The following is a 19,076-nucleotide window of genomic DNA, read 5'->3' on the forward strand; positions in this document are numbered from 1 at the left end:
CAATGATGCCAGAAAAAATGATAATAGAAAAAAAGGAAGTGCCGTCCATCATAAACCCTAAATAAAAGTGATACGCAATTATCACTGATTTTTTAGATTTTTCAACCTTGATATTATAGAATTTGTCGCAATTTACTAAAGAAACTATTAGCAAAAGGAATATTTATGTCTAATCCATTACTTCATATTGAAGGCTTACCTCCGTTTTCTCAAATCAAACCGGAGCATATTCAACCGGCAATCCAAAAACTCATCGAAGAAAATCGTCAAGCCATTGAACAAGTTCTAAAACAACCGCACTTTACTTGGGAAAACTTTATTGAACCGCTTTCTGAAGCAGGCGAGCACTTAAGTCGTGCTTGGTCACCGATCTCCCATTTAAATTCAGTTAAAAACAGCCCTGAATTACGTGATGCGTACCAAGCCTGCTTACCACTACTCTCTGAATACAGCACTTGGGTAGGCCAACACAAAGGCTTATACAACGCTTATTTAGCCTTAAAGAATAGCCCTGAATTTGCGACTTACTCCGTCGCACAAAAGAAAACCATTGAAAATGCACTACGTGATTTTGAGCTTTCAGGTATCGGTTTATCCGAAGAAAAACAAAAGCGTTATGGTGAGATTGTTGCTCGCTTATCTGAATTAAGTTCACAATTTAGTAATAATGTACTCGATGCCACCATGGGCTGGGAAAAAGTCATTGAAGATGAAAGTGAATTAGCGGGTCTTCCTGAATCCGCATTACTTGCGGCAAAACAATCTGCCGAAAGTAAAGGCTTGAAAGGCTATCGCTTTACGTTAGAAATCCCAAGTTATTTGCCAATCATGACCTATTGTGAAAATGCAGCATTACGCGAAGAAATGTATCGTGCTTATGCGACTCGCGCTTCTGATCAAGGTCCAAATGCCGGTAAATGGGATAATACGGCGATCATTGAAGAAATCATGACGTTACGTGTGGAACTAGCTAAATTATTAGGATTCAATACCTATACTGAACGCTCACTTGCCACCAAAATGGCAGAAAACCCACAACAAGTGTTAGATTTCTTAAATAACCTTGCAGCTCATTCAAAAGCACAAGGTGAGAAAGAATTAGCTGAACTCAAAGCTTATTGTGAAAAAGAATTTGGCGTCACTGAACTCGCCCCTTGGGATATCAGTTTCTATTCTGAAAAACAAAAACAACATTTATATGCGATCAATGATGAAGAACTTCGTCCTTATTTCCCTGAAGATCGCGTTATTTCGGGCTTATTTGAATTAATTAAACGTATTTTTAATATTCGTGCAGTTGAACGTTTTGGCGTAGATACTTGGCACAAAGATGTACGTTTCTTTGATTTAATTGATGAAACCGATGAAGTACGCGGCAGTTTCTATCTCGATCTTTATGCACGCGAAAATAAACGTGGCGGCGCATGGATGGATGATTGTATTGGTAGAAAACGCAATGCCGATGGTTCAATTCAAAAACCGGTTGCCTATTTAACGTGTAACTTCAATGCGCCTATTGGGGATAAACCTGCGCTATTCACCCATGATGAAGTCACGACTCTATTCCACGAGTTTGGTCATGGTATTCACCATATGCTCACCAAAGTTGATGTGCCGGATGTTGCGGGTATCAATGGTGTACCTTGGGATGCGGTAGAGCTTCCAAGTCAATTTATGGAAAACTGGTGTTGGGAAAAAGAAGCGCTTGATTTTATTTCGGGTCACTTTGAAACGCACGAGCCATTGCCAGAAGAAAAATTAAATCAACTTCTCAAAGCGAAAAACTACCAAGCAGCGATGTTTGTGTTACGTCAGCTTGAATTTGGCTTGTTTGATTTTACTCTTCATCATACTTTTGAAGTGGGTAAAGCTAATCAAGTGCTTAATACCTTAAAAGCTGTGAAAGATAAAGTTGCCGTGATTAAAGGTGTTGAATGGGCAAGAGCGCCACATAGCTTTAGCCATATTTTTGCGGGCGGTTATGCGGCCGGTTATTACAGCTATTTATGGGCTGAAGTGCTATCTGCTGATGCCTTCTCTCGTTTTGAAGAAGAAGGGATTTTCAATCCAGTTACGGGTAAATCCTTCTTAGATGAAATTCTCACTCGCGGCGGCTCTGAAGAACCAATGGTATTATTCAAACGTTTCCGTGGACGTGAACCTCAATTAGATGCATTACTTCGCCATAAAGGCATTGCAAACTAATGAACTAAAAAAGAGCGGTCAAATTTTTGGCCGTTTTTTATTTTTCTAATATGTAGAAAATAAAAAAGCCCTCGGTAATCCGAAGGCTTTTATTTTTACTATCGTAATAAAAATTAGCGACGTAAACCTAAACGAGCGATAGTGCTTTGGTATAAAGCAAGATCAGTACGTTTTAAGTAGTCTAAAAGTTTACGACGACGAGAAACCATACGTAATAAACCACGACGACCATGGTGGTCTTTTTTGTGCTCAGCGAAGTGAGCTTGTAAGTGGTTGATTTGTGCAGTTAATAATGCGATTTGAACTTCAGAAGAACCAGTATCTTTCGCATCGCGACCAAATTCAGCAACGATTGCTGCTTTTTTTTCAGTACTTAGAGACATTTTTTACTCCTAAAAGGTAGTGTTATTAATACATCATTCGCCGATCTCTAACTCAGCGATGACAAGGAACCTGAATTTTAACGATTGAAGCCAATAAAAGCAAGGAATTATTACGCTGTTCCCCCTAAATGTTTAATCATTTTTAAATCCATTCTTACGAATAATCTCTTGCGCATGCTTGCTCAATAAAAATTGATAAAATCGTTGCGTCAATTCGGTATCATTCAGCATAGCAAGGACATACTCTGCGCGAATATCATATTTAGATGGTAATGTATGACAAAGCATCCCCGCATTTTCTAATCTTGTCTGGTAATGCGCATAGCCCAACATCATATCCGCATAATCGTTTTTCAAGAGATAATGTGAAGCCATTTCACCTGGTGGTATAACAACTTGATTTTCTGTTCCTCCAACCAATTTCAATGCCTTCGATTTTAACCTTTTACCTTGTTCTGGATAATCTTTTTCAATGAGGTCAAAAAGCTGCCAAGTATAATCGCCACAAGGATCACAAATAGGCGTTGAGGTTGCCAAGCGATATTTCGAATCCAAAAGTAAATCTAGAGTATCTCGCTGAAATTTTGGCTTATTTTTTGTTGTCAGCATAAGTTGATTATAAGTGAGCACCTGCTGCTGAAAAACTCGACTCCCTAGTGCCGATACATTTTCTGAATTCGCACTAATAAAAACATCAGCTAACTCCCCTTCCATTATGCGTGTTTTCAATAAACCAGCGGGACCAAATATGCATTCAATTTCTACTTCATTACATTGCTTAAATGCACCAGTAATTTCCAATAAGGCATATCGAAAGCTTCCTGCGCTATAAATAGTGAGTTTATTCATATCTCTTTCCTTCTAACAACACCTCATAAACTGGCACAAAATGGCTAAACTGTTGCTGTTGATATTGCGATTGTTCAACAATCATGGGTAAATGAAAGAGTGCAGTCAGATTTTCAGAAGTTAATATTTCATCCGTTTGCCCAAAGCGAATAAAATCTCGATTGATCAAAAGTGTTTTATCCGCAATAGCTTGTGCATGGTTAGGTTGATGCGTGGTGAAAATAATTCCAAAGCCGCGCTTTTTCGTTAATTGTCTTAAAAGTGATAACACCGCATCCTGATTGGCTAAATCAAGTGCTGAAGTTGGTTCATCCAACAGCATTAAACGACATTCGGATGCAATGGCACGCGCAATCAAGATCAACTGGCGCTGCCCTCCTGAAAGTGAAGCAAAATCTTGCCCTGCTAAATGCTGTAACTGTAAATCGGCTAACGCTTGTAATGCTACTTCAATATCTTTGGGTTTGGGCTTACTAAAGATGGCAATATGGTTTGAACGCCCCATTAGCACAATATCCAATACCGAATAGGCAAAAGGTGCACTGAAAAATTGCGGGACAAAACCAATTGAGTTATTCAGCTGAATATTACCTTGTAAGGGGCGATGAATGCCAAGTAACAGATCTAACAAGGTACTTTTGCCACAACCATTTTGTCCTAAAATAGCAAGAATCTCTCCTGCCTGTAAAGCAAAATTGAGATGTTGAAAAAGCAGGTTATTTTTTTCATAAGCAAATGCAAGCTCACTTACTTTAATCAAATCAGTCACGCATCGCTCCATTTCGTTTTAAACGATAAACTAATATACCAAACAGAGGTGCGCCAATAAGTGCGGTTAAAATGCTGATAGGAATTTCATTATCGGTCAAAGCGCGAGCAGCATTGTCCACCCACAACATATAAATTGCCCCCACTAGCATTGTACAAGGCAGTAAACGTTGGTGATTGGCACCGACCAACATGCGACTAATATGGGGAATGATCAACCCAACCCAACCGATACTGCCACTAATCGCCACTTGGCAAGCGACTAACGTTCCGCTAAGACCAATAACCAACCAGCGTAATCGTCCAACTTTCACACCTAATGCTTTAGCCTCTTTATCCTCTAAGGAGAGCAAATTTAAGCGCCAACTAAGTTTCAGCAATAAAGTCGAACAACACACAAAAGGGACTAAGAAAAATAGCCATTTTTCTGTATTGGCTGTAGCGAAACTGCCCATCAACCAAAACACGATACTCGGTAATTTTTCTTCAGTGTCGGAAACGTACTGCAATAAGCTCACCAATGCAGAAAACAGCCCACTTAAAATCATCCCGATTAAAATTAACATCAGTAAACTTCTTCGACCAAACTTTACGCTAAACAAAAAAACGAGAACTAATGTACTTAAACCGAAAAAAATCGTACTGGCAAATAAGCCATACAGACTCAAACTAAAAAAAATGGCCAACGTGCCGCCAAATGCTGAACCTGAGGTAACACCAATAATATGCGGATCCACCAACGGATTACGAAAAATGCCCTGTAATGCGGCGCCGCTTAAGGCTAATCCGGCCCCCACACAAAGGGCAGATAAAATACGCGGTAAACGAACTTGGAAAATAACTTGCTGATGGATTGGATCAATAGGAAGTGCGGTCAATTTTGCCGCTAAAATTTGCAAAATCTGCTCTAAGGATAAAGCATAACGCCCGATTCCTAAAGAAATCAGGGCGCTAGCGACCAAGACAATGAGCAACAAGCCCATCAATTTAGAATGTTTATTTACCATTGTTATACGGTTGACGATAGAATTTTAAATAGTAGTCATTCACCATTTTATCTAAATCGATATCTTGAAATTTTTGCGGATATAGCGATTTTGCTAACCAAACTTCGCCTAATGCTAAGGCTTCTGGCATCGGATAACCCCAAGCTTTCGCATATTCTGGCATTAAAAATACTTGGTTATTTTTCACTGCATCAATATTAGCCCAAGCTGCATCTTCTTTAATTTGTGACACCACTTTAGGATAACGATCTTGTACCAAAATCACTGCTGGATTCCACTCAAGCACATTTTCCATAGATACCTGTTTAAAGCCTTTCACTGTCGCTGCCGCAACGTTGTAAGCACCTGCATGTTCCAACATTAAACCAGTATATTTACCCGAACCATAGGTATTTAAATCTGGGTTGGCCATATAGGTACGCACTCGTTTATCTGCAGGAATTGCCCCTAAACGATCGGCTAACATTTTACGATTCGCAAATGCCGCTTTAACTAATTCTTTGCCTTGTTGTTCTTTTTCAAATACTTGGGCAATCAACTCAATACCTTGAGTTAAGCCTTCGTTATAAGCTTTATCTTCATCGGCCAAGGTTGGATTAAGTTTATCTTTATCGCTACCAGTTCGTAGAGAAATGGCAATCACCGGAATACCTGTATCAGCAATTTGTTTAATCATTTCCGGTGGCGCATAGTTGGTAACAAACACCACATCCGGTTTTAATTCCAACAAACTTTCAATATTCACCGAATTTAAATCGCCTGGCATGGCCATTTTTTCTAATTCCGGTGCTAAACGTACATAATTTTGCCCCAGTTGTTTTTTCCAATTTGATAACACGCCAACAATCTGTTTAGTGGCATCTAATTGCACGGCAATATTAAGGGTTTGATGCTGTAATACTACAGCACGCTGAATATGATCAGGAATAGTCACTTGACGATCTAGTTGATCAGTTACAACGCGATCAGCCAAAGCCGATGTAGAGAAAATACCGAACAAAGCTGCAGCAAATAAGCGATTAAATTTCATAAATTATCCTTAAAATGAAAACGGATCTGAATTATACAACAAAATATATAGCGATATATACAAAACAATAGATGTTCTAAGCAAAACGACTATGCTTTACTGATCACCACCTTAATATCCTCTGGTGCAGCATAATAAGGCGCAGAGGTAATAAACAAATTAATACCTAGCTTGGCATAATCCGCCACATTATTTTTATTCACACCACCCGCTACAGAAAGCGTAATATTTTTGCCTTGCGCATTGATGAGATCCTGGGCTGTTTTAACATCTTCAACCGACCATTTATCTAGCTGAATAATATCGGGAGAGGCTGTAATCATTTGTTCGAATTGAGCAAAATTGTCTGCTTCAAGAGTAATCTTATTTTCTGGTGCTTCACGCTTTAAGGTTTCCACGATATGCACCCAGTTATTCGGCTCAGACAATAAATTACGATGGTTAGTGAAAACCAATACAGTTTCACTCACGCCTTGACGATGGATATGTCCACCGGCAGCCAGCACCGCATTGGTCGCCAGTTTTCGGGTATTTGGAATACTTTTACGGGTACAAGCTACCACCGCATTCGGGTTAATGGCTTTGGCATTACTAATCATCTCCGCCGTGTATTGTGCCATGCCACAAGACCATTCCAATACAAGCTGCACTACTTTCCATGCCTGCTGTAATTTGTCCGCAGAATCGACCGCACTTAGCAACACTGCACCTGCTTCAACGGATTCCCCTTCATTCACATAAATCTGTGGAGTAATGTCTAATTTTTTCAGTAATCGTTCTGCTACCGAAATCCCTGCCACTACACCGGTATTTTTACGTTTGAATTCAATTTTTGCTGGGACTTTTTCCACCCCTAATGCGCGCGTGGTTAAATCTCCGCGACAAATATCTTCTAATAAAAGATCATCGAGTTCTTTGTCTGAGAAATAAATCATAGTTTATCCTTAAATGTTGAGATGTTTTTGCAATTCCTGAACTGAAGTGCGGTAAATTTTGGCGAGGTTTTCAAGCGTCATTAATTCACTTTTCTCACCTTGTTGGAAACCAAATTCTTGATCGAGCATAGCAATATTCTCGGCTAAATAGACCGATTGTTGAGGGTTATGCGTGGTAATCAATAAGGCTATATTTTGATGCTGTAATTGCTTAATTTTTTCTAGCACCCGAATTTGATTACCGAAATCAAGACTGGCTGTCGGTTCGTCCATAATCAACAATTTCGCCTGTTGAGCGATAGCTCGTGCAATGAGTACTAGTTGCTTTTCTCCACCGCTGAGTTCGTGATAATAACGTTTGGCAAGATGTGTGATTTGTAATTCGTCTAAGGCAGAAAGGGCAAGATCTCTATCTTCAGCTTTCGGCGTTTGATACCATTTCAAATAAGCAGAACGCCCCATCAATACCATATCTTGCACAAGAAAAGGAAAAAGTTGAGCATGTGCTTGTGGTACATAAGCGATTTCACGTGCTAATTCAGCGGCAGAATATGTAGCAAGCGGTCTATTTTGAAAAAAAATTTGCCCATTTAGTGCAGGTTGCAAGCCTAACAAGGTTTTTAAGAAAGTACTTTTCCCTGCCCCATTGGCGCCAAGTAAACAGCAAATTTGCTGAGGTTTTAAAGCAAAATTGATTTTGTCTAACAACGGTTTATTGCCATAGCCAATGGTGAGCTGTTGGGTTTCAATTAAATTCATTTTCGCCCTCTCAACAATAAATAGAGGAAAAACGGTGCGCCACAAGCGGAGGTTAAAATCCCTATTGGGAGTTCAATGCTCGCAACTGTGCGAGCAAGTGTATCCGTGAGAAGTAAAAAGCTCGCGCCGAGCAACAACGATGTTGGAAGTAATAAAATGAAATTAGCCCCCACTAATAATCGAGCAATATGAGGCACGAGCAAGCCAACCCAGCCAATAATGCCTGTAATTGAGACTGCACTTGCTGTACAAAGCGTAGTGAAAATAATCAAAATATAGCGCGTGCGTTGAATAGGAATGCCAAGGCTTTTGGCTTCATCTTCTTCTAAGGCAAGTAGATTTAATCGCCAACGTAATAAGAAAAGCGGCAAAATACCGAAGATTAAAATTGGGGCAAGTTGACTTAATTCTTTCACACCAACCGCGGTAAAACTGCCTAAGAGCCAAAAAGTAATGGAAGGTAGCTGAGTAAAAGGATCAGCTAAAATTTTTAACAGTGAAATACCTGCGCCAAGTAATGAACCGATAGCAATCCCTGAAAGTACTAAAACTAAAATTGGATCTTGATTACGGCTTCGTGATGCGACCATAGAAACACACAGCACCGCCAAGATACCGCCAGTAAAGGCAAAAAGCTGCACATAAAACATCGGTAAATTGTAGAAAATTGCCAGTGATGCACCTAGTCCTGCACCGCTTGAAACACCTAAGATATCGGGAGAAACCAACGGATTTTTAAACATCCCCTGATAAGTCGCACCAGCTGCAGCCAGCGCAGCTCCCACTAAACACGCCACTAAAATACGTGGTGTGCGAATATGCCAAAGCACGGTTTCAACGGAAGATGGTGTTTGACATTCGGTTTCAAAGACACATCGAATAGCCTGTGCAAGTTGAAATGTCGAAATCGAAAATTTCCCCACATTCAACGAGAGCAAAATGGTGCCGACTAACAAAATCACCAACGAAGTGAAAAATACTTTCGGGTTACGCTGAACAATATACGGCATAGCTATTTCACATCATGTAGCAATTGAGCCGCTTTTTCTGCGGTTAATTCAATCTGATAGAACAAGTGATAAAACGTTTGTACTTCTTTTGCAAATTCAGCAATAGGTTTACCGCTGACTAAATGAGAGACCCAACGTACTCCAAGCAAGCGGTTTACACTAGGTGGCGAATCTAACCAACCAAATGGATTATTCGGAATTAAAAAAACTTGTCCATTTTTGACCGCACTTAATTGTTGCCATTGCGGATTATCTTTTAAGGTTTGCAAAAACTCAGGATATTGGCTAAAAATCACATCAGGATTCCATAATAAAAGCTGCTCCATCGAAACCTGTGTGAGCCCTTTATGATCGCCTTCCACCACGTTTTTTAAACCGACTATTTCAATGGCTTCCGTATGAATGGAGCCTTTTTGTCCTGTTTGTAAGCCATCTGCACTACGAGCTAAATAGAAGGTTTTGGTAAATTTAGAGGCGTTTTCGACCGCTTGTTTAAGCGTTTCTTCCGCATACTTAGCCTGAGGTTTAGTTAAGTTCTCTACCCCTAATACTTTGCCTAAATAACGTAAGGTAGTCGGTGTTTCGCTGAGTTTGCCATCTAACAATAAATAAGGCACGCCCGTTTGCTCAAAGGTGCGCTTTGCTTGATCGATATAGTTTGGCGTAACATTACCCACATCAATAATTAAATTCGGTTGTAATGCCACAATTTTCTCTGGCGAGAGCGTGCTGCCTTTTCCAGCTATTTTCCCTAAGGTTGGTAAAGTTTGTTGCACTGCAGGAAACAGTTTTCCGCGTTTTTCCATATTAAATCCTGCCAATCCAAGCAATTTATTCGGTGCACTTGAAAGCAATAATACATCGGCTGGATTGCCCGCACTTAATACTTTTTCAATTTTAGCAGGCTGAGGCAATTCCCCTGCCAAATAAGATACTTCCTCGGTTGCTAATGCTGCGGTTCCTACACAGACTGAAAGTACAATGGTTATCCATTTTTTCATGTTTTCTCCCTCTTTTAGCCATTCAACTGATACAACTTAATTTTAACGCTATATATTTTTTAACATAACAGATAAATTTTGTTAGAATAACATCGTTATATTTTCAATTATATAATATTTATTATTCATAGCTAAAGGTGAAAAAATGAAATGGGATGTGATTTATAAGTTTTGCTTGCTTTGCATACTCATTGCAGGATTAGCAGGGATATTGTTCAGCGGCTTAGGGATTTACTTCCAGTGGCCCATTCAAGGCATCTTTCAGTTGCATTTAGGTTCTGCTTTACTGTTTATTTTGGGTGTGGCTTTACACGTCTTCAATCGTAAAAATAAAGCGGTCAAAATTGTTCAACAATTTAACGATTTAGTGACACATAGTCGCTATCCCACCTATTGCAATTTAGACCGTTTGATCATGACGTTTGAGCACTTTTCAATTCTACAAATTGCGGAGCAACTTCAACTTACCCCTTCGATTTTACTCACTGAATTAGCTAACGGAAAAATAAACTTCAGCGATTCTAACCGCACTTTACGAGAAAATTTCCCCCATAATGATGAGAAAATTTTCGCCGCGATCACTATTGCATTGAAGTTACGTTTCAACCCCAACCTAAAAGGATGTTCCAATGGAAAAGAAACTACTTTGCATCGCCATTAGTTTGGCTTGCTTGCCTGCTTATGCCGAGAATGTATTTACTCTTGGTCAAATTGAAGTCATCGGTGAAAAAGCGAGTGATCTCAGCACCGCGCGTATTGATCAAGCTGAATTACAAAAAAACAACCAAGATCGTGTGTCTGATGTAGCAAAAAGCACACCAGGTGTGTTTGTCGAACATGGGGGCGCACGCAACGAATACAACTTATTAGTACGTGGTTTTAATGCTCGCCGCGTACCCGTATTTATTGATGGTATTCCTGTTTATGTCCCTTATGATGGCGAAATGGACTTAGGTCGTTTTACCACCTTTGATTTATCTCGTATTGATATTTCTAAAGGCGCAAGCTCTGTGCTTTATGGCGCAAATACCATGGGTGGAGCAGTGAATTTAATTTCCCAAAAACCAACTAAACCTTTCGAAGGTTCTATTGGCTATGGTTTTTCACATGGTAAGAGTGGTGGTACAACAACCAATAAAACTGATTTTAATCTAGGGACTAAACAAGAATTATTTTATGCGCAAATAAGTGGTTCTTTTGTTGAAAAACAAGGCTTACAACTTTCTCATTATTATCAACAAATCAATCCCAAAGGGGATGATGGTGGCCGAGCAGAAAATTCTAAACAACGTGATAAAAAACTAAGTTTGAAAGTCGCTTATACACCAAATGAGCATGATGAATACGCGCTTGCGTTCTCCACACAAAAAGGCACCAAAGAATCACCTTTCTATTCTGGATCTGATAGTTTTGAACGCTATTGGCGCTGGCCGATGTGGGATAAAGACAGTATCTATTTCCTTTCCCATACTGAATTTGGCGCCCACAATCTCACGCTAAATACGAAAGCATTTTACGATACCTTTAAAAATGACCTACGTGCTTTTGATGACGCTACATTCAGTACTCAAAAGAAAAAATCGAGCTTTAATAGCTATTACCGTGATTACTCCTACGGTGCAGGCTTCGATTTAGGTGGCGATTTAACCTCAAAAGATCGCTTAAAATTCTCTACCCTCATTAAATATGACGTTCATCGCGAACATAATGATGATGAACCTACCGCAGTAGATAAAGATCGTACCTACAGCTTTGGTTTAGAAAATACTCATCGTTTTAATGAGAAAACCTCTCTGATTACAGGTATCAGCTACGACAAACGCGATTCAAACCGTGCAGAGAAATTTGAAAAACAATGTGCATCAACTCATCAAAAAAATGCGATTTGTCCGTTTGATATCGGTAATAAACATGCCTTTAATTACCAAATCAAACTAGCCCATCATTTCACTGAACATGATGAATTTGCGCTGAGTTTTGCGAAGAAAACACGCTTTGCCACAATGAAAGAACGTTATTCTCGCCGATTTGGACGTACTGAACCGAATCCGTTTTTAAGCCCAGAAACTGCCTACCACTACGAAGCAAGCTATATGCATACCTTTGGCGATTGGTTAAGAGTGGATAGCGCACTGTTCTACTCTGAAGTAAAAGATGCGATTGAAGAAGTCGCAATTAGCAAAAAGCTCAATCAGTACCAAAATGTGGGCAAAGAAGCGTTTAAAGGCGTTGAACTGGCCGTTAATCTTTTTGCAACGGATAATTTAACGTTAGGGGCAAACTACACCTATACCCATGCAAAAAATAAAACCCAAGATATCATTGTGAAAAATGTGCCAAAACATAAATTCTTTGCATTTGTTGATTGGAAAATGCTACCAAATCTTTCACTTTATGTGAGACAAGAAGCGGAACATGGCCGTTATTATTTAGATGGTGGTGAAACCGTGAAACTCTCTGGTTTTGGAAATAGCAATGCGAAATTGATCTATGAACCTGTTTCAGGGTTAAGTTTAGAAGCGGGTGTATCGAACCTCTTTGATAAAAACTACTACTATCAAGCTGGCTACCCAGAAGAAGGACGCATTTATTTCGGCAATATCCGATATAAATTCTAAAATAAAAAACGGGCAACTTGTAAAACAGGTTGCCCGTCGTTTTTATAAAGCCATTAATCTTTCAGCGCTTTGATTTTCTCAATCACGTTTGTAGTTGAACAGCCATTTTCGAAATTCAATACACGAACATCACCGCCGTTCGCCCACACTTCTTTACTGCCTGCAATCTCTTCTGGTTTGTAATCGCCGCCTTTTACCAATAAATCCGGTAAAATCTCACCGATTAAACGTTGTGGTGTATCTTCATCAAAAGAGACTACCCAATCCACTGAAGCTAAACCAGCCAATACTGCCATACGAGCATTCAGATTGTTAATTGGACGACTTTCACCTTTTAAGCGTTTGACTGAATCATCCGTATTCACGGCAACAATTAAGCGATCGCCAAGTTTGCGAGCATTTTCTAAATAAGACACATGACCTGGATGAAGAATATCAAAACAACCGTTTGTCATCACAATTTTCTCACCGCGCGCTTTAGCATGAGATACTGCAGTTTTTAATTGGCTTTCTGACATAATACCGAAGCCTGTTTCAGAACGTCCATGGATTGCATTCTCTAATTCCACAGTAGAAACCGTTGATGTACCCAATTTACCAACCACAATACCTGCCGCCACATTGGCTAAGTAGCAAGATTCTTCAAAAGAAAGACCGTCTGCAAGTGCGGTTGCTAAGACACTGATTACGGTATCGCCCGCCCCCGTTACATCAAACACTTCTTTTGCAACGGTTGGTAAATGGAACGGTTCTTGATTTGGACGAAGTAATGTCATGCCTTTTTCAGAGCGCGTCACTAAAAGTGCGGTCAATTCGATGTCTGAAATTAATTTTAAACCTTTCTCAATGATCTCTTCTTCAGAATCACACTTACCTACCACCGCTTCAAACTCTGACATATTTGGTGTCAGTAAAGTCGCACCACGATAACGCTCAAAATCTGTACCTTTTGGATCGATTAACACGGGTACGTTTGCTTTACGTGCAATTTGGATCATCTTTTGCACATCTTTTAATGTACCTTTACCGTAATCAGAAAGCACTAGCGCACCAAAGTTTTTCACTTCCGTTTCTAATTTCGCAAGCAACTCATTACATTCCACGTTTTGGAAATCTTCTTCAAAGTCCAAGCGTAGTAATTGTTGATGACGAGACAAAATACGTAATTTCGTAATGGTTGGGTGAGTATCCAATGCCACAAAATTACAATCAATTTTTTGATGTTGTAATAAATTGGTTAAGGCTGCACCTGTTTCATCTTGACCAATTAATCCCAAAATTTGCACAGGTACATTAAGAGAAGCAATATTCATTGCCACGTTTGCTGCACCACCTGCACGCTCTTCATTATCTTGTACACGAACCACAGGAACTGGTGCTTCCGGTGAAATACGATTAGTCGCACCAAACCAGTAACGGTCAAGCATCACATCGCCTAACACTAATACTTTCGCTTGATTAAAATTGGCAGAATATTGAGCCATTTTGAAATCTCTCTGTTGGAATAATAAAAATTTGGTGCAATTTTACCACAACTCAAATTTGCGATAAACTACACGTCGAACTAACCAGAAAAGAATTATGAAAAACGAAAAACTCCCTCAATTTCAACCGCACTTTCTTGCCCCTAAATACTGGGGCTTTTGGCTTGGTGTGGCGATTTGGCGAAGCCTTTTGTTACTTCCCTATCCAATTTTACGTCACATCGGCAATGGCTTAGGCTGGCTTTTCTCAAAATTAAAAGTAGGAAAACGCCGTGCTGCAATTGCTCGCCGAAATCTTGAGCTCTGCTTCCCAGAAATGCCCGAACAAGAGCGTGAAGCCATTTTGCAAGAAAACTTGCGTGCCGTTGGGATGGCGATTATTGAAACCGGTATGGCGTGGTTTTGGTCTGATGCGCGCATTAAAAAATGGTCAAAAATTGAAGGCTTAAATTATTTAAAAGAAAATGCCCAAGACGGCATTATCTTTGTGGGTGTTCATTTCCTCACTCTTGAGTTAGGCGCACGTATTGTGGGCTTACATCATCCTGGCGTAGGCGTTTACCGTCCAAATGACAATCCTGTATTGGATTGGCTACAAATCAAAGGTCGCTTACGTTCAAATAAAGATATGCTAAACCGAAAAGATCTGCGTGGTATGCTCAAAGCCTTACGCAAAGGTGAAACCATTTGGTATGCCCCTGATCATGACTACGGCAGAAAAAATGCGGTATTTGTGCCTTTCTTTGCCGTACAAGAAGCGGCAACCACGACGGGCAGTTACTATCTACTTAAATCCGCACCAAATTGCAAAGTCGTGCCTTTTGCCCCATTACGTAATAAAGATGGTTCAGGCTATACGGTCAGCATTTCGCCACCAGTGGATTTTTCTGATCTTTCAGATGAAACGGCGATCGCTGCACGAATGAATAAAGTCGTGGAAAAAGAAATCTTAAAAGGTGTGGAACAATACATGTGGCTACATCGCCGATTTAAAACACGCCCAACGGAAGATGAACCGAGTTTGTATTCATAAGTGCGGTTGATTTTTCATTTGTTTTTGAATGCTAAAACGACATATCGAAAAATAAGGAAAATTTTCCTTATTTTTTTCTTGATCTTTATATAATTAAATATATAATTAACCTCGTTTTAGATAGTAAACTTGTGTTATGACAAACACACTACTGGCTAGTGCATTCCCCCCACTCCTTTTGCACTAGCCATTTTTTTTGAAATCTCTTACCATATCTCACCCTTTTCTTTTTTCTTAGAAATCATGAACAACCTAGAACTTGAACGTTTACTAAACGAAAAACTTAGCACAGACAGAATTAACGATTATGCGCCTAACGGTTTGCAAGTAGAAGGCAAAGCGGAGATCAAAAAGATCATCACGGGCGTCACCGCAAGCCAAGCTTTGATTGATTATGCCGTTGCACAACAAGCTGATGCAGTACTTGTCCACCATGGCTATTTTTGGAAAAGTGAAAATCCTTGTATTCGCGGCATGAAAGGCAAACGTATCAAAACCTTGCTTGTGAATGACATCAATTTATATGGCTACCATTTACCCTTAGATGTTCACCCTGAATTAGGCAACAACGCAAAACTTGCTCAGTTATTAGGGATTAGCGATCTTCAACCTTTAGAAAATAGCTCAACCAGTATTCCTGTTTGGGGAACGTTAAAAGATCCCATTACCGCTGAAGAATTTGCGCAACGTATTGAGCAAGCACTTCACCGTAAACCATTAATTTGCACCGAAAATGGACCGCACTTAATCCGTAAAATTGGCATTTGTACTGGTGGTGGACAAGGCTATATTGATTTAGCCGCAGCACAAGGTTGTGATGCTTTTATTACCGGTGAGGTTTCGGAGCAAACCATTCACTCTGCTCGTGAGCAAGGTATTCATTTCTTTGCGGCGGGTCACCATGCTACTGAACGCTATGGCATTAAAGCATTAGGTGAATGGCTAGCGGCTGAATATGGCTTGGATGTAGAATTTAAAGATATTGATAATCCGGCCTAACTGGTACAAAGTGTGATTAATTGCCGAAAGCACACAAAACAAGTATAATCTCGTCGATTTTTTTAACTCAAACATAGGAAAAAATATGGGTTTCTTAACTGGTAAACGTATTTTAGTGACAGGTCTTGCAAGCAACCGTTCTATTGCTTACGGGATCGCAAAAGCAATGAAAGAACAAGGCGCTGAACTTGCTTTCACTTATTTAAACGATAAATTACAACCACGCGTAGAAGAATTTGCAAAAGAATTTGGTTCTGACATCGTATTACCTTTAGACGTAGCGACCGATGAAAGCATCCAAAACTGCTTTGCTGAATTAAGCAAACGTTGGGAAAAATTTGATGGTTTTGTACACGCTATTGCATTCGCACCAGGCGATCAATTAGATGGTGATTACGTAAACGCCGCAACTCGTGAAGGCTACCGTATCGCTCACGACATCAGTGCATTCAGTTTTGTTGCAATGGCACAAGCGGCTCGTCCTTACTTAAATCCAAATGCAGCGTTGTTAACGCTTTCTTACTTAGGGGCAGAACGTGCAATTCCTAACTACAACGTGATGTGTTTAGCAAAAGCATCTCTTGAAGCGGCAACTCGCGTAATGGCAGCGGATTTAGGTAAAGAAGGTATTCGTGTGAATGCGATCTCTGCTGGTCCAATCCGCACTTTAGCGGCATCAGGCATTAAAAACTTCAAGAAAATGCTTTCTACCTTTGAGAAAACCGCAGCATTACGCCGCACTGTCACTATCGAAGATGTGGGCAACTCAGCCGCATTCTTATGTTCTGATTTAGCATCGGGTATTACCGGTGAAATCGTTCACGTTGATGCAGGTTTCAGCATCACTGCAATGGGCGAATTAGGCGAAGAATAATTTTTCGTACAGTCTATTTTTAGGCAGGCTTTTCAGTCTGCCTTTTCTCTCTTTTTAAATATAACTATGTTCCAAGATAATCCATTACTCGCACAACTTAAGCAACAAATCCACGATAGCAAAGAACACGTTGAAGGCGTGGTAAAAAGTACTGATAAAGCTTATGGTTTTTTAGAGTGCGATAAAAAAAGCTACTTTATTGCCCCACCCGCAATGAAAAAAGTGATGCACGGTGACAAAATCAAAGCCACCATTGAAAAACAAGGCGATAAAGAGCAAGCTGAACCTGAAGAATTAATTGAGCCAATGCTCACGCGCTTTATTGCCAAAGTGCGGTTCAATAAAGACAAGAAATTGCAAGTTTTGGTTGATCACCCAAGTATCAACCAACCCATTGGTGCACAACAAGCTAAATCCGTCAAAGAAGAATTACAAGAAGGCGACTGGGTCGTAGCAAATTTAAAAACGCACCCATTACGTGATGATCGCTTTTTCTATGCCACTATCAATCAATTTATCTGCCGTGCTGATGATGAATTAGCCCCTTGGTGGGTGACATTGGCACGTCATGAGCAATCTCGTCATCCTGTGCAAGGTGCCGAAAGCTATGAGATGTTAGATCAACAAACTCGCGAAGATCTGACCGCACTTCATTTTGTCACTATTGACTCTGAAAGCACGCAGGATATGGACGATGCGCTTTACATTGAACCTATCGAACAAAATGGTACGCAAACCGGCTGGCGATTAGTCGTTGCTATTGCGGATCCAACAGCTTACATTGCATTAGATTCACAAATTGAAAAAGATGCGAAACAGCGTTGTTTTACCAATTATTTACCTGGCTTTAACATTCCTATGTTGCCGCGTGAATTGTCTGATGACTTATGCTCATTAATGGCAAATGAAACTCGCCCTGCATTAGTGTGTTATATCGAAACGGATCTTGCCGGCAACATCACGGCTAAACCGCATTTTGTGTCAGCTTATGTACAATCTAAAGCAAAATTAGTCTATAACAAGATCTCAGATTATTTAGAACAAGTACCGGATGCATGGCAACCGGAAACACCAGAAATTGCACAGCAAATTGATTGGTTACATCAATTTACTAAAGCACGTATTCAATGGCGTAAAACGCATTCTCTTTTATTTAAAGAGAAACCGGATTACTCCTTTATTCTCGCTGAAAATGGCAAAGTGAAAGAAATTAAAGCAGAATATCGCCGCATTGCCAATCAAATCGTGGAAGAATCCATGATTATTGCTAATATCTGTGCGGCTCAATTCTTAGCTGAACAAGCACAAACCGGTATTTTTAATACGCACTCTGGGTTTGATAAGAAATTCTTAGAAAATGCGCATAATTTCTTAATGGCAAATTTAGCTAATGAAGAAAATCAAGCCGAGCTTACTGAGCGTTATTCGGTAGAAAATTTGGCAACCTTAAAGGGTTATTGCCAAATGCGTCATGATATTGAACCAATTGAAGGTGACTATTTAGAATTCCGTTTACGTCGTTATTTAACCTTTGCGGAATTTAAATCCGAACTTGCTCCACATTTTGGACTTGGATTAGAAGGTTATGCGACCTGGACATCGCCTATTCGTAAATATTCCGATATGGTGAACCATCGTTTAATTAAAGCTGTGCTCACTCAACAAGCTTGTGAAAAACCACAAGATGAGGTTCTGGCTCGCCTACAAGAAGCGCGTCGTCAAAATCGCTTGGTTGAACGTGATATTGCAGATTGGTTATATTGTCGCTATCTTTCTGATAAGGTCGCTGAAAACGCTGAATTTGATGCAGAAGTGCAAGATGTAATGCGTGGCGGTTTACGTGTTCAATTATTGGAAAATGGCGCATCTATGTTCGTACCCACCTCTACACTGCATCCAAATAAAGCTGAAATGCAAGTGAATGCTGATGAATTAGCACTGTATATTCAAGGGGAACGCCGTTACAAAATCGGGGATTTGGTGAAAGTAAAACTCACCGAAGTTCGGGAGGAAACTCGTAGCATTGTAGGAAATATTACGATGTAGTCATATAAAATTTGCACCTCAATTATTGGCTATTTAGTCCAACTTTTGGGGTGCAAATCATTTTTTAACCGTACT

General features: G+C 39.9%; 17 protein-coding genes. 7 read left to right on the forward strand and 10 right to left on the reverse strand.

From position 1 onward, the window contains the following. The first annotated feature begins 165 nt into the window (after window positions 1-165). On the forward strand, window positions 166-2,205 hold the full coding sequence (prlC, locus tag ACXVWB_RS09825) for an oligopeptidase A (protein WP_289901941.1): 2,040 nt from the start codon (window positions 166-168) through the stop codon (window positions 2,203-2,205). 113 nt (window positions 2,206-2,318) lie between these two features. Here prlC and rpsO read toward each other — a convergent pair whose 3' ends face one another. From rpsO to ACXVWB_RS09870, 9 genes are all read right to left on the reverse strand, one after another. Continuing rightward, complete coding sequence (gene rpsO / locus ACXVWB_RS09830) at window positions 2,319-2,588, reverse strand: 30S ribosomal protein S15 (protein ID WP_005628925.1); 270 nt, start codon at window positions 2,586-2,588, stop codon at window positions 2,319-2,321. A 132-nt stretch (window positions 2,589-2,720) separates the two neighbouring features. Beyond that, on the reverse strand, window positions 2,721-3,437 hold the full coding sequence (locus tag ACXVWB_RS09835; protein ID WP_289901942.1) for a substrate-binding domain-containing protein: 717 nt from the start codon (window positions 3,435-3,437) through the stop codon (window positions 2,721-2,723). Next, the gene (locus ACXVWB_RS09840; protein ID WP_289901943.1) at window positions 3,430-4,206 is read right to left on the reverse strand and encodes an ABC transporter ATP-binding protein; all 777 of its coding nucleotides are present in this window, start codon (window positions 4,204-4,206) and stop codon (window positions 3,430-3,432) included. The genes ACXVWB_RS09835 and ACXVWB_RS09840 overlap by 8 nt, the downstream gene beginning before the upstream one ends. Further along, window positions 4,199-5,212 carry a FecCD family ABC transporter permease gene (locus ACXVWB_RS09845; protein ID WP_289901944.1) on the reverse strand — a complete coding sequence of 338 codons (1,014 nt, stop codon included), beginning with the start codon at window positions 5,210-5,212 and terminating at the stop codon, window positions 4,199-4,201. The genes ACXVWB_RS09840 and ACXVWB_RS09845 overlap by 8 nt, the downstream gene beginning before the upstream one ends. Next, window positions 5,202-6,242 (reverse strand): ABC transporter substrate-binding protein, encoded by a 1,041-nt coding sequence (locus tag ACXVWB_RS09850; RefSeq protein WP_289901945.1) that lies wholly within the window; start codon window positions 6,240-6,242, stop codon window positions 5,202-5,204. Before ACXVWB_RS09850 ends, ACXVWB_RS09845 begins: the two co-directional genes overlap by 11 nt. An 89-nt stretch (window positions 6,243-6,331) precedes the next feature. Then, the gene (gene modD / locus ACXVWB_RS09855; protein WP_289901946.1) at window positions 6,332-7,177 is read right to left on the reverse strand and encodes a ModD protein; all 846 of its coding nucleotides are present in this window, start codon (window positions 7,175-7,177) and stop codon (window positions 6,332-6,334) included. 9 nt (window positions 7,178-7,186) lie between these two features. Continuing rightward, the gene (locus ACXVWB_RS09860; protein ID WP_289901947.1) at window positions 7,187-7,936 is read right to left on the reverse strand and encodes an ABC transporter ATP-binding protein; all 750 of its coding nucleotides are present in this window, start codon (window positions 7,934-7,936) and stop codon (window positions 7,187-7,189) included. Continuing rightward, on the reverse strand, window positions 7,933-8,946 hold the full coding sequence (locus tag ACXVWB_RS09865) for a FecCD family ABC transporter permease (RefSeq protein WP_458485347.1): 1,014 nt from the start codon (window positions 8,944-8,946) through the stop codon (window positions 7,933-7,935). Before ACXVWB_RS09865 ends, ACXVWB_RS09860 begins: the two co-directional genes overlap by 4 nt. A gap of 2 nt (window positions 8,947-8,948) precedes the next feature. Then, window positions 8,949-9,947: an iron ABC transporter substrate-binding protein gene (locus ACXVWB_RS09870; protein WP_289901949.1), complete on the reverse strand. Its 999-nt coding sequence runs from the start codon at window positions 9,945-9,947 to the stop codon at window positions 8,949-8,951. A gap of 145 nt (window positions 9,948-10,092) precedes the next feature. Here ACXVWB_RS09870 and ACXVWB_RS09875 point away from each other — a divergent pair, with 145 nt between their 5' ends. Both ACXVWB_RS09875 and ACXVWB_RS09880 read left to right on the forward strand, forming a co-directional pair. Continuing rightward, the gene (locus ACXVWB_RS09875) at window positions 10,093-10,608 is read left to right on the forward strand and encodes a hypothetical protein (RefSeq protein WP_289901950.1); all 516 of its coding nucleotides are present in this window, start codon (window positions 10,093-10,095) and stop codon (window positions 10,606-10,608) included. Then, entirely contained in the window at window positions 10,577-12,565 is a 1,989-nt protein-coding gene (locus ACXVWB_RS09880; protein WP_289901951.1) for a TonB-dependent receptor plug domain-containing protein, read from the forward strand. Before ACXVWB_RS09875 ends, ACXVWB_RS09880 begins: the two co-directional genes overlap by 32 nt. 53 nt (window positions 12,566-12,618) lie before the next feature. Here the strand turns inward: ACXVWB_RS09880 and hldE are convergent, their stop codons facing one another. Continuing rightward, window positions 12,619-14,049 carry a bifunctional D-glycero-beta-D-manno-heptose-7-phosphate kinase/D-glycero-beta-D-manno-heptose 1-phosphate adenylyltransferase HldE gene (hldE, locus tag ACXVWB_RS09885; RefSeq protein WP_289901952.1) on the reverse strand — a complete coding sequence of 477 codons (1,431 nt, stop codon included), beginning with the start codon at window positions 14,047-14,049 and terminating at the stop codon, window positions 12,619-12,621. A 97-nt stretch (window positions 14,050-14,146) separates the two neighbouring features. Between hldE and ACXVWB_RS09890 the strand changes: the two genes are divergently transcribed. The 4 genes from ACXVWB_RS09890 to rnb all read left to right on the forward strand — a co-directional run bounded on the left by ACXVWB_RS09890 (window position 14,147) and on the right by rnb (window position 19,001). Beyond that, window positions 14,147-15,082 (forward strand): Kdo(2)-lipid IV(A) acyltransferase, encoded by a 936-nt coding sequence (locus tag ACXVWB_RS09890; protein WP_197555783.1) that lies wholly within the window; start codon window positions 14,147-14,149, stop codon window positions 15,080-15,082. A gap of 243 nt (window positions 15,083-15,325) precedes the next feature. After that, window positions 15,326-16,081 carry a Nif3-like dinuclear metal center hexameric protein gene (locus tag ACXVWB_RS09895; protein ID WP_289901954.1) on the forward strand — a complete coding sequence of 252 codons (756 nt, stop codon included), beginning with the start codon at window positions 15,326-15,328 and terminating at the stop codon, window positions 16,079-16,081. Between the two features lie 85 nt (window positions 16,082-16,166). After that, window positions 16,167-16,955: an SDR family oxidoreductase gene (locus tag ACXVWB_RS09900; RefSeq protein ID WP_115180611.1), complete on the forward strand. Its 789-nt coding sequence runs from the start codon at window positions 16,167-16,169 to the stop codon at window positions 16,953-16,955. Between the two features lie 66 nt (window positions 16,956-17,021). After that, the gene (gene rnb, locus ACXVWB_RS09905; RefSeq protein WP_289901955.1) at window positions 17,022-19,001 is read left to right on the forward strand and encodes an exoribonuclease II; all 1,980 of its coding nucleotides are present in this window, start codon (window positions 17,022-17,024) and stop codon (window positions 18,999-19,001) included. Window positions 19,002-19,076: the final 75 nt, after the last annotated feature.

Source organism: Haemophilus sp. SZY H53 (assembly GCF_054332375.1).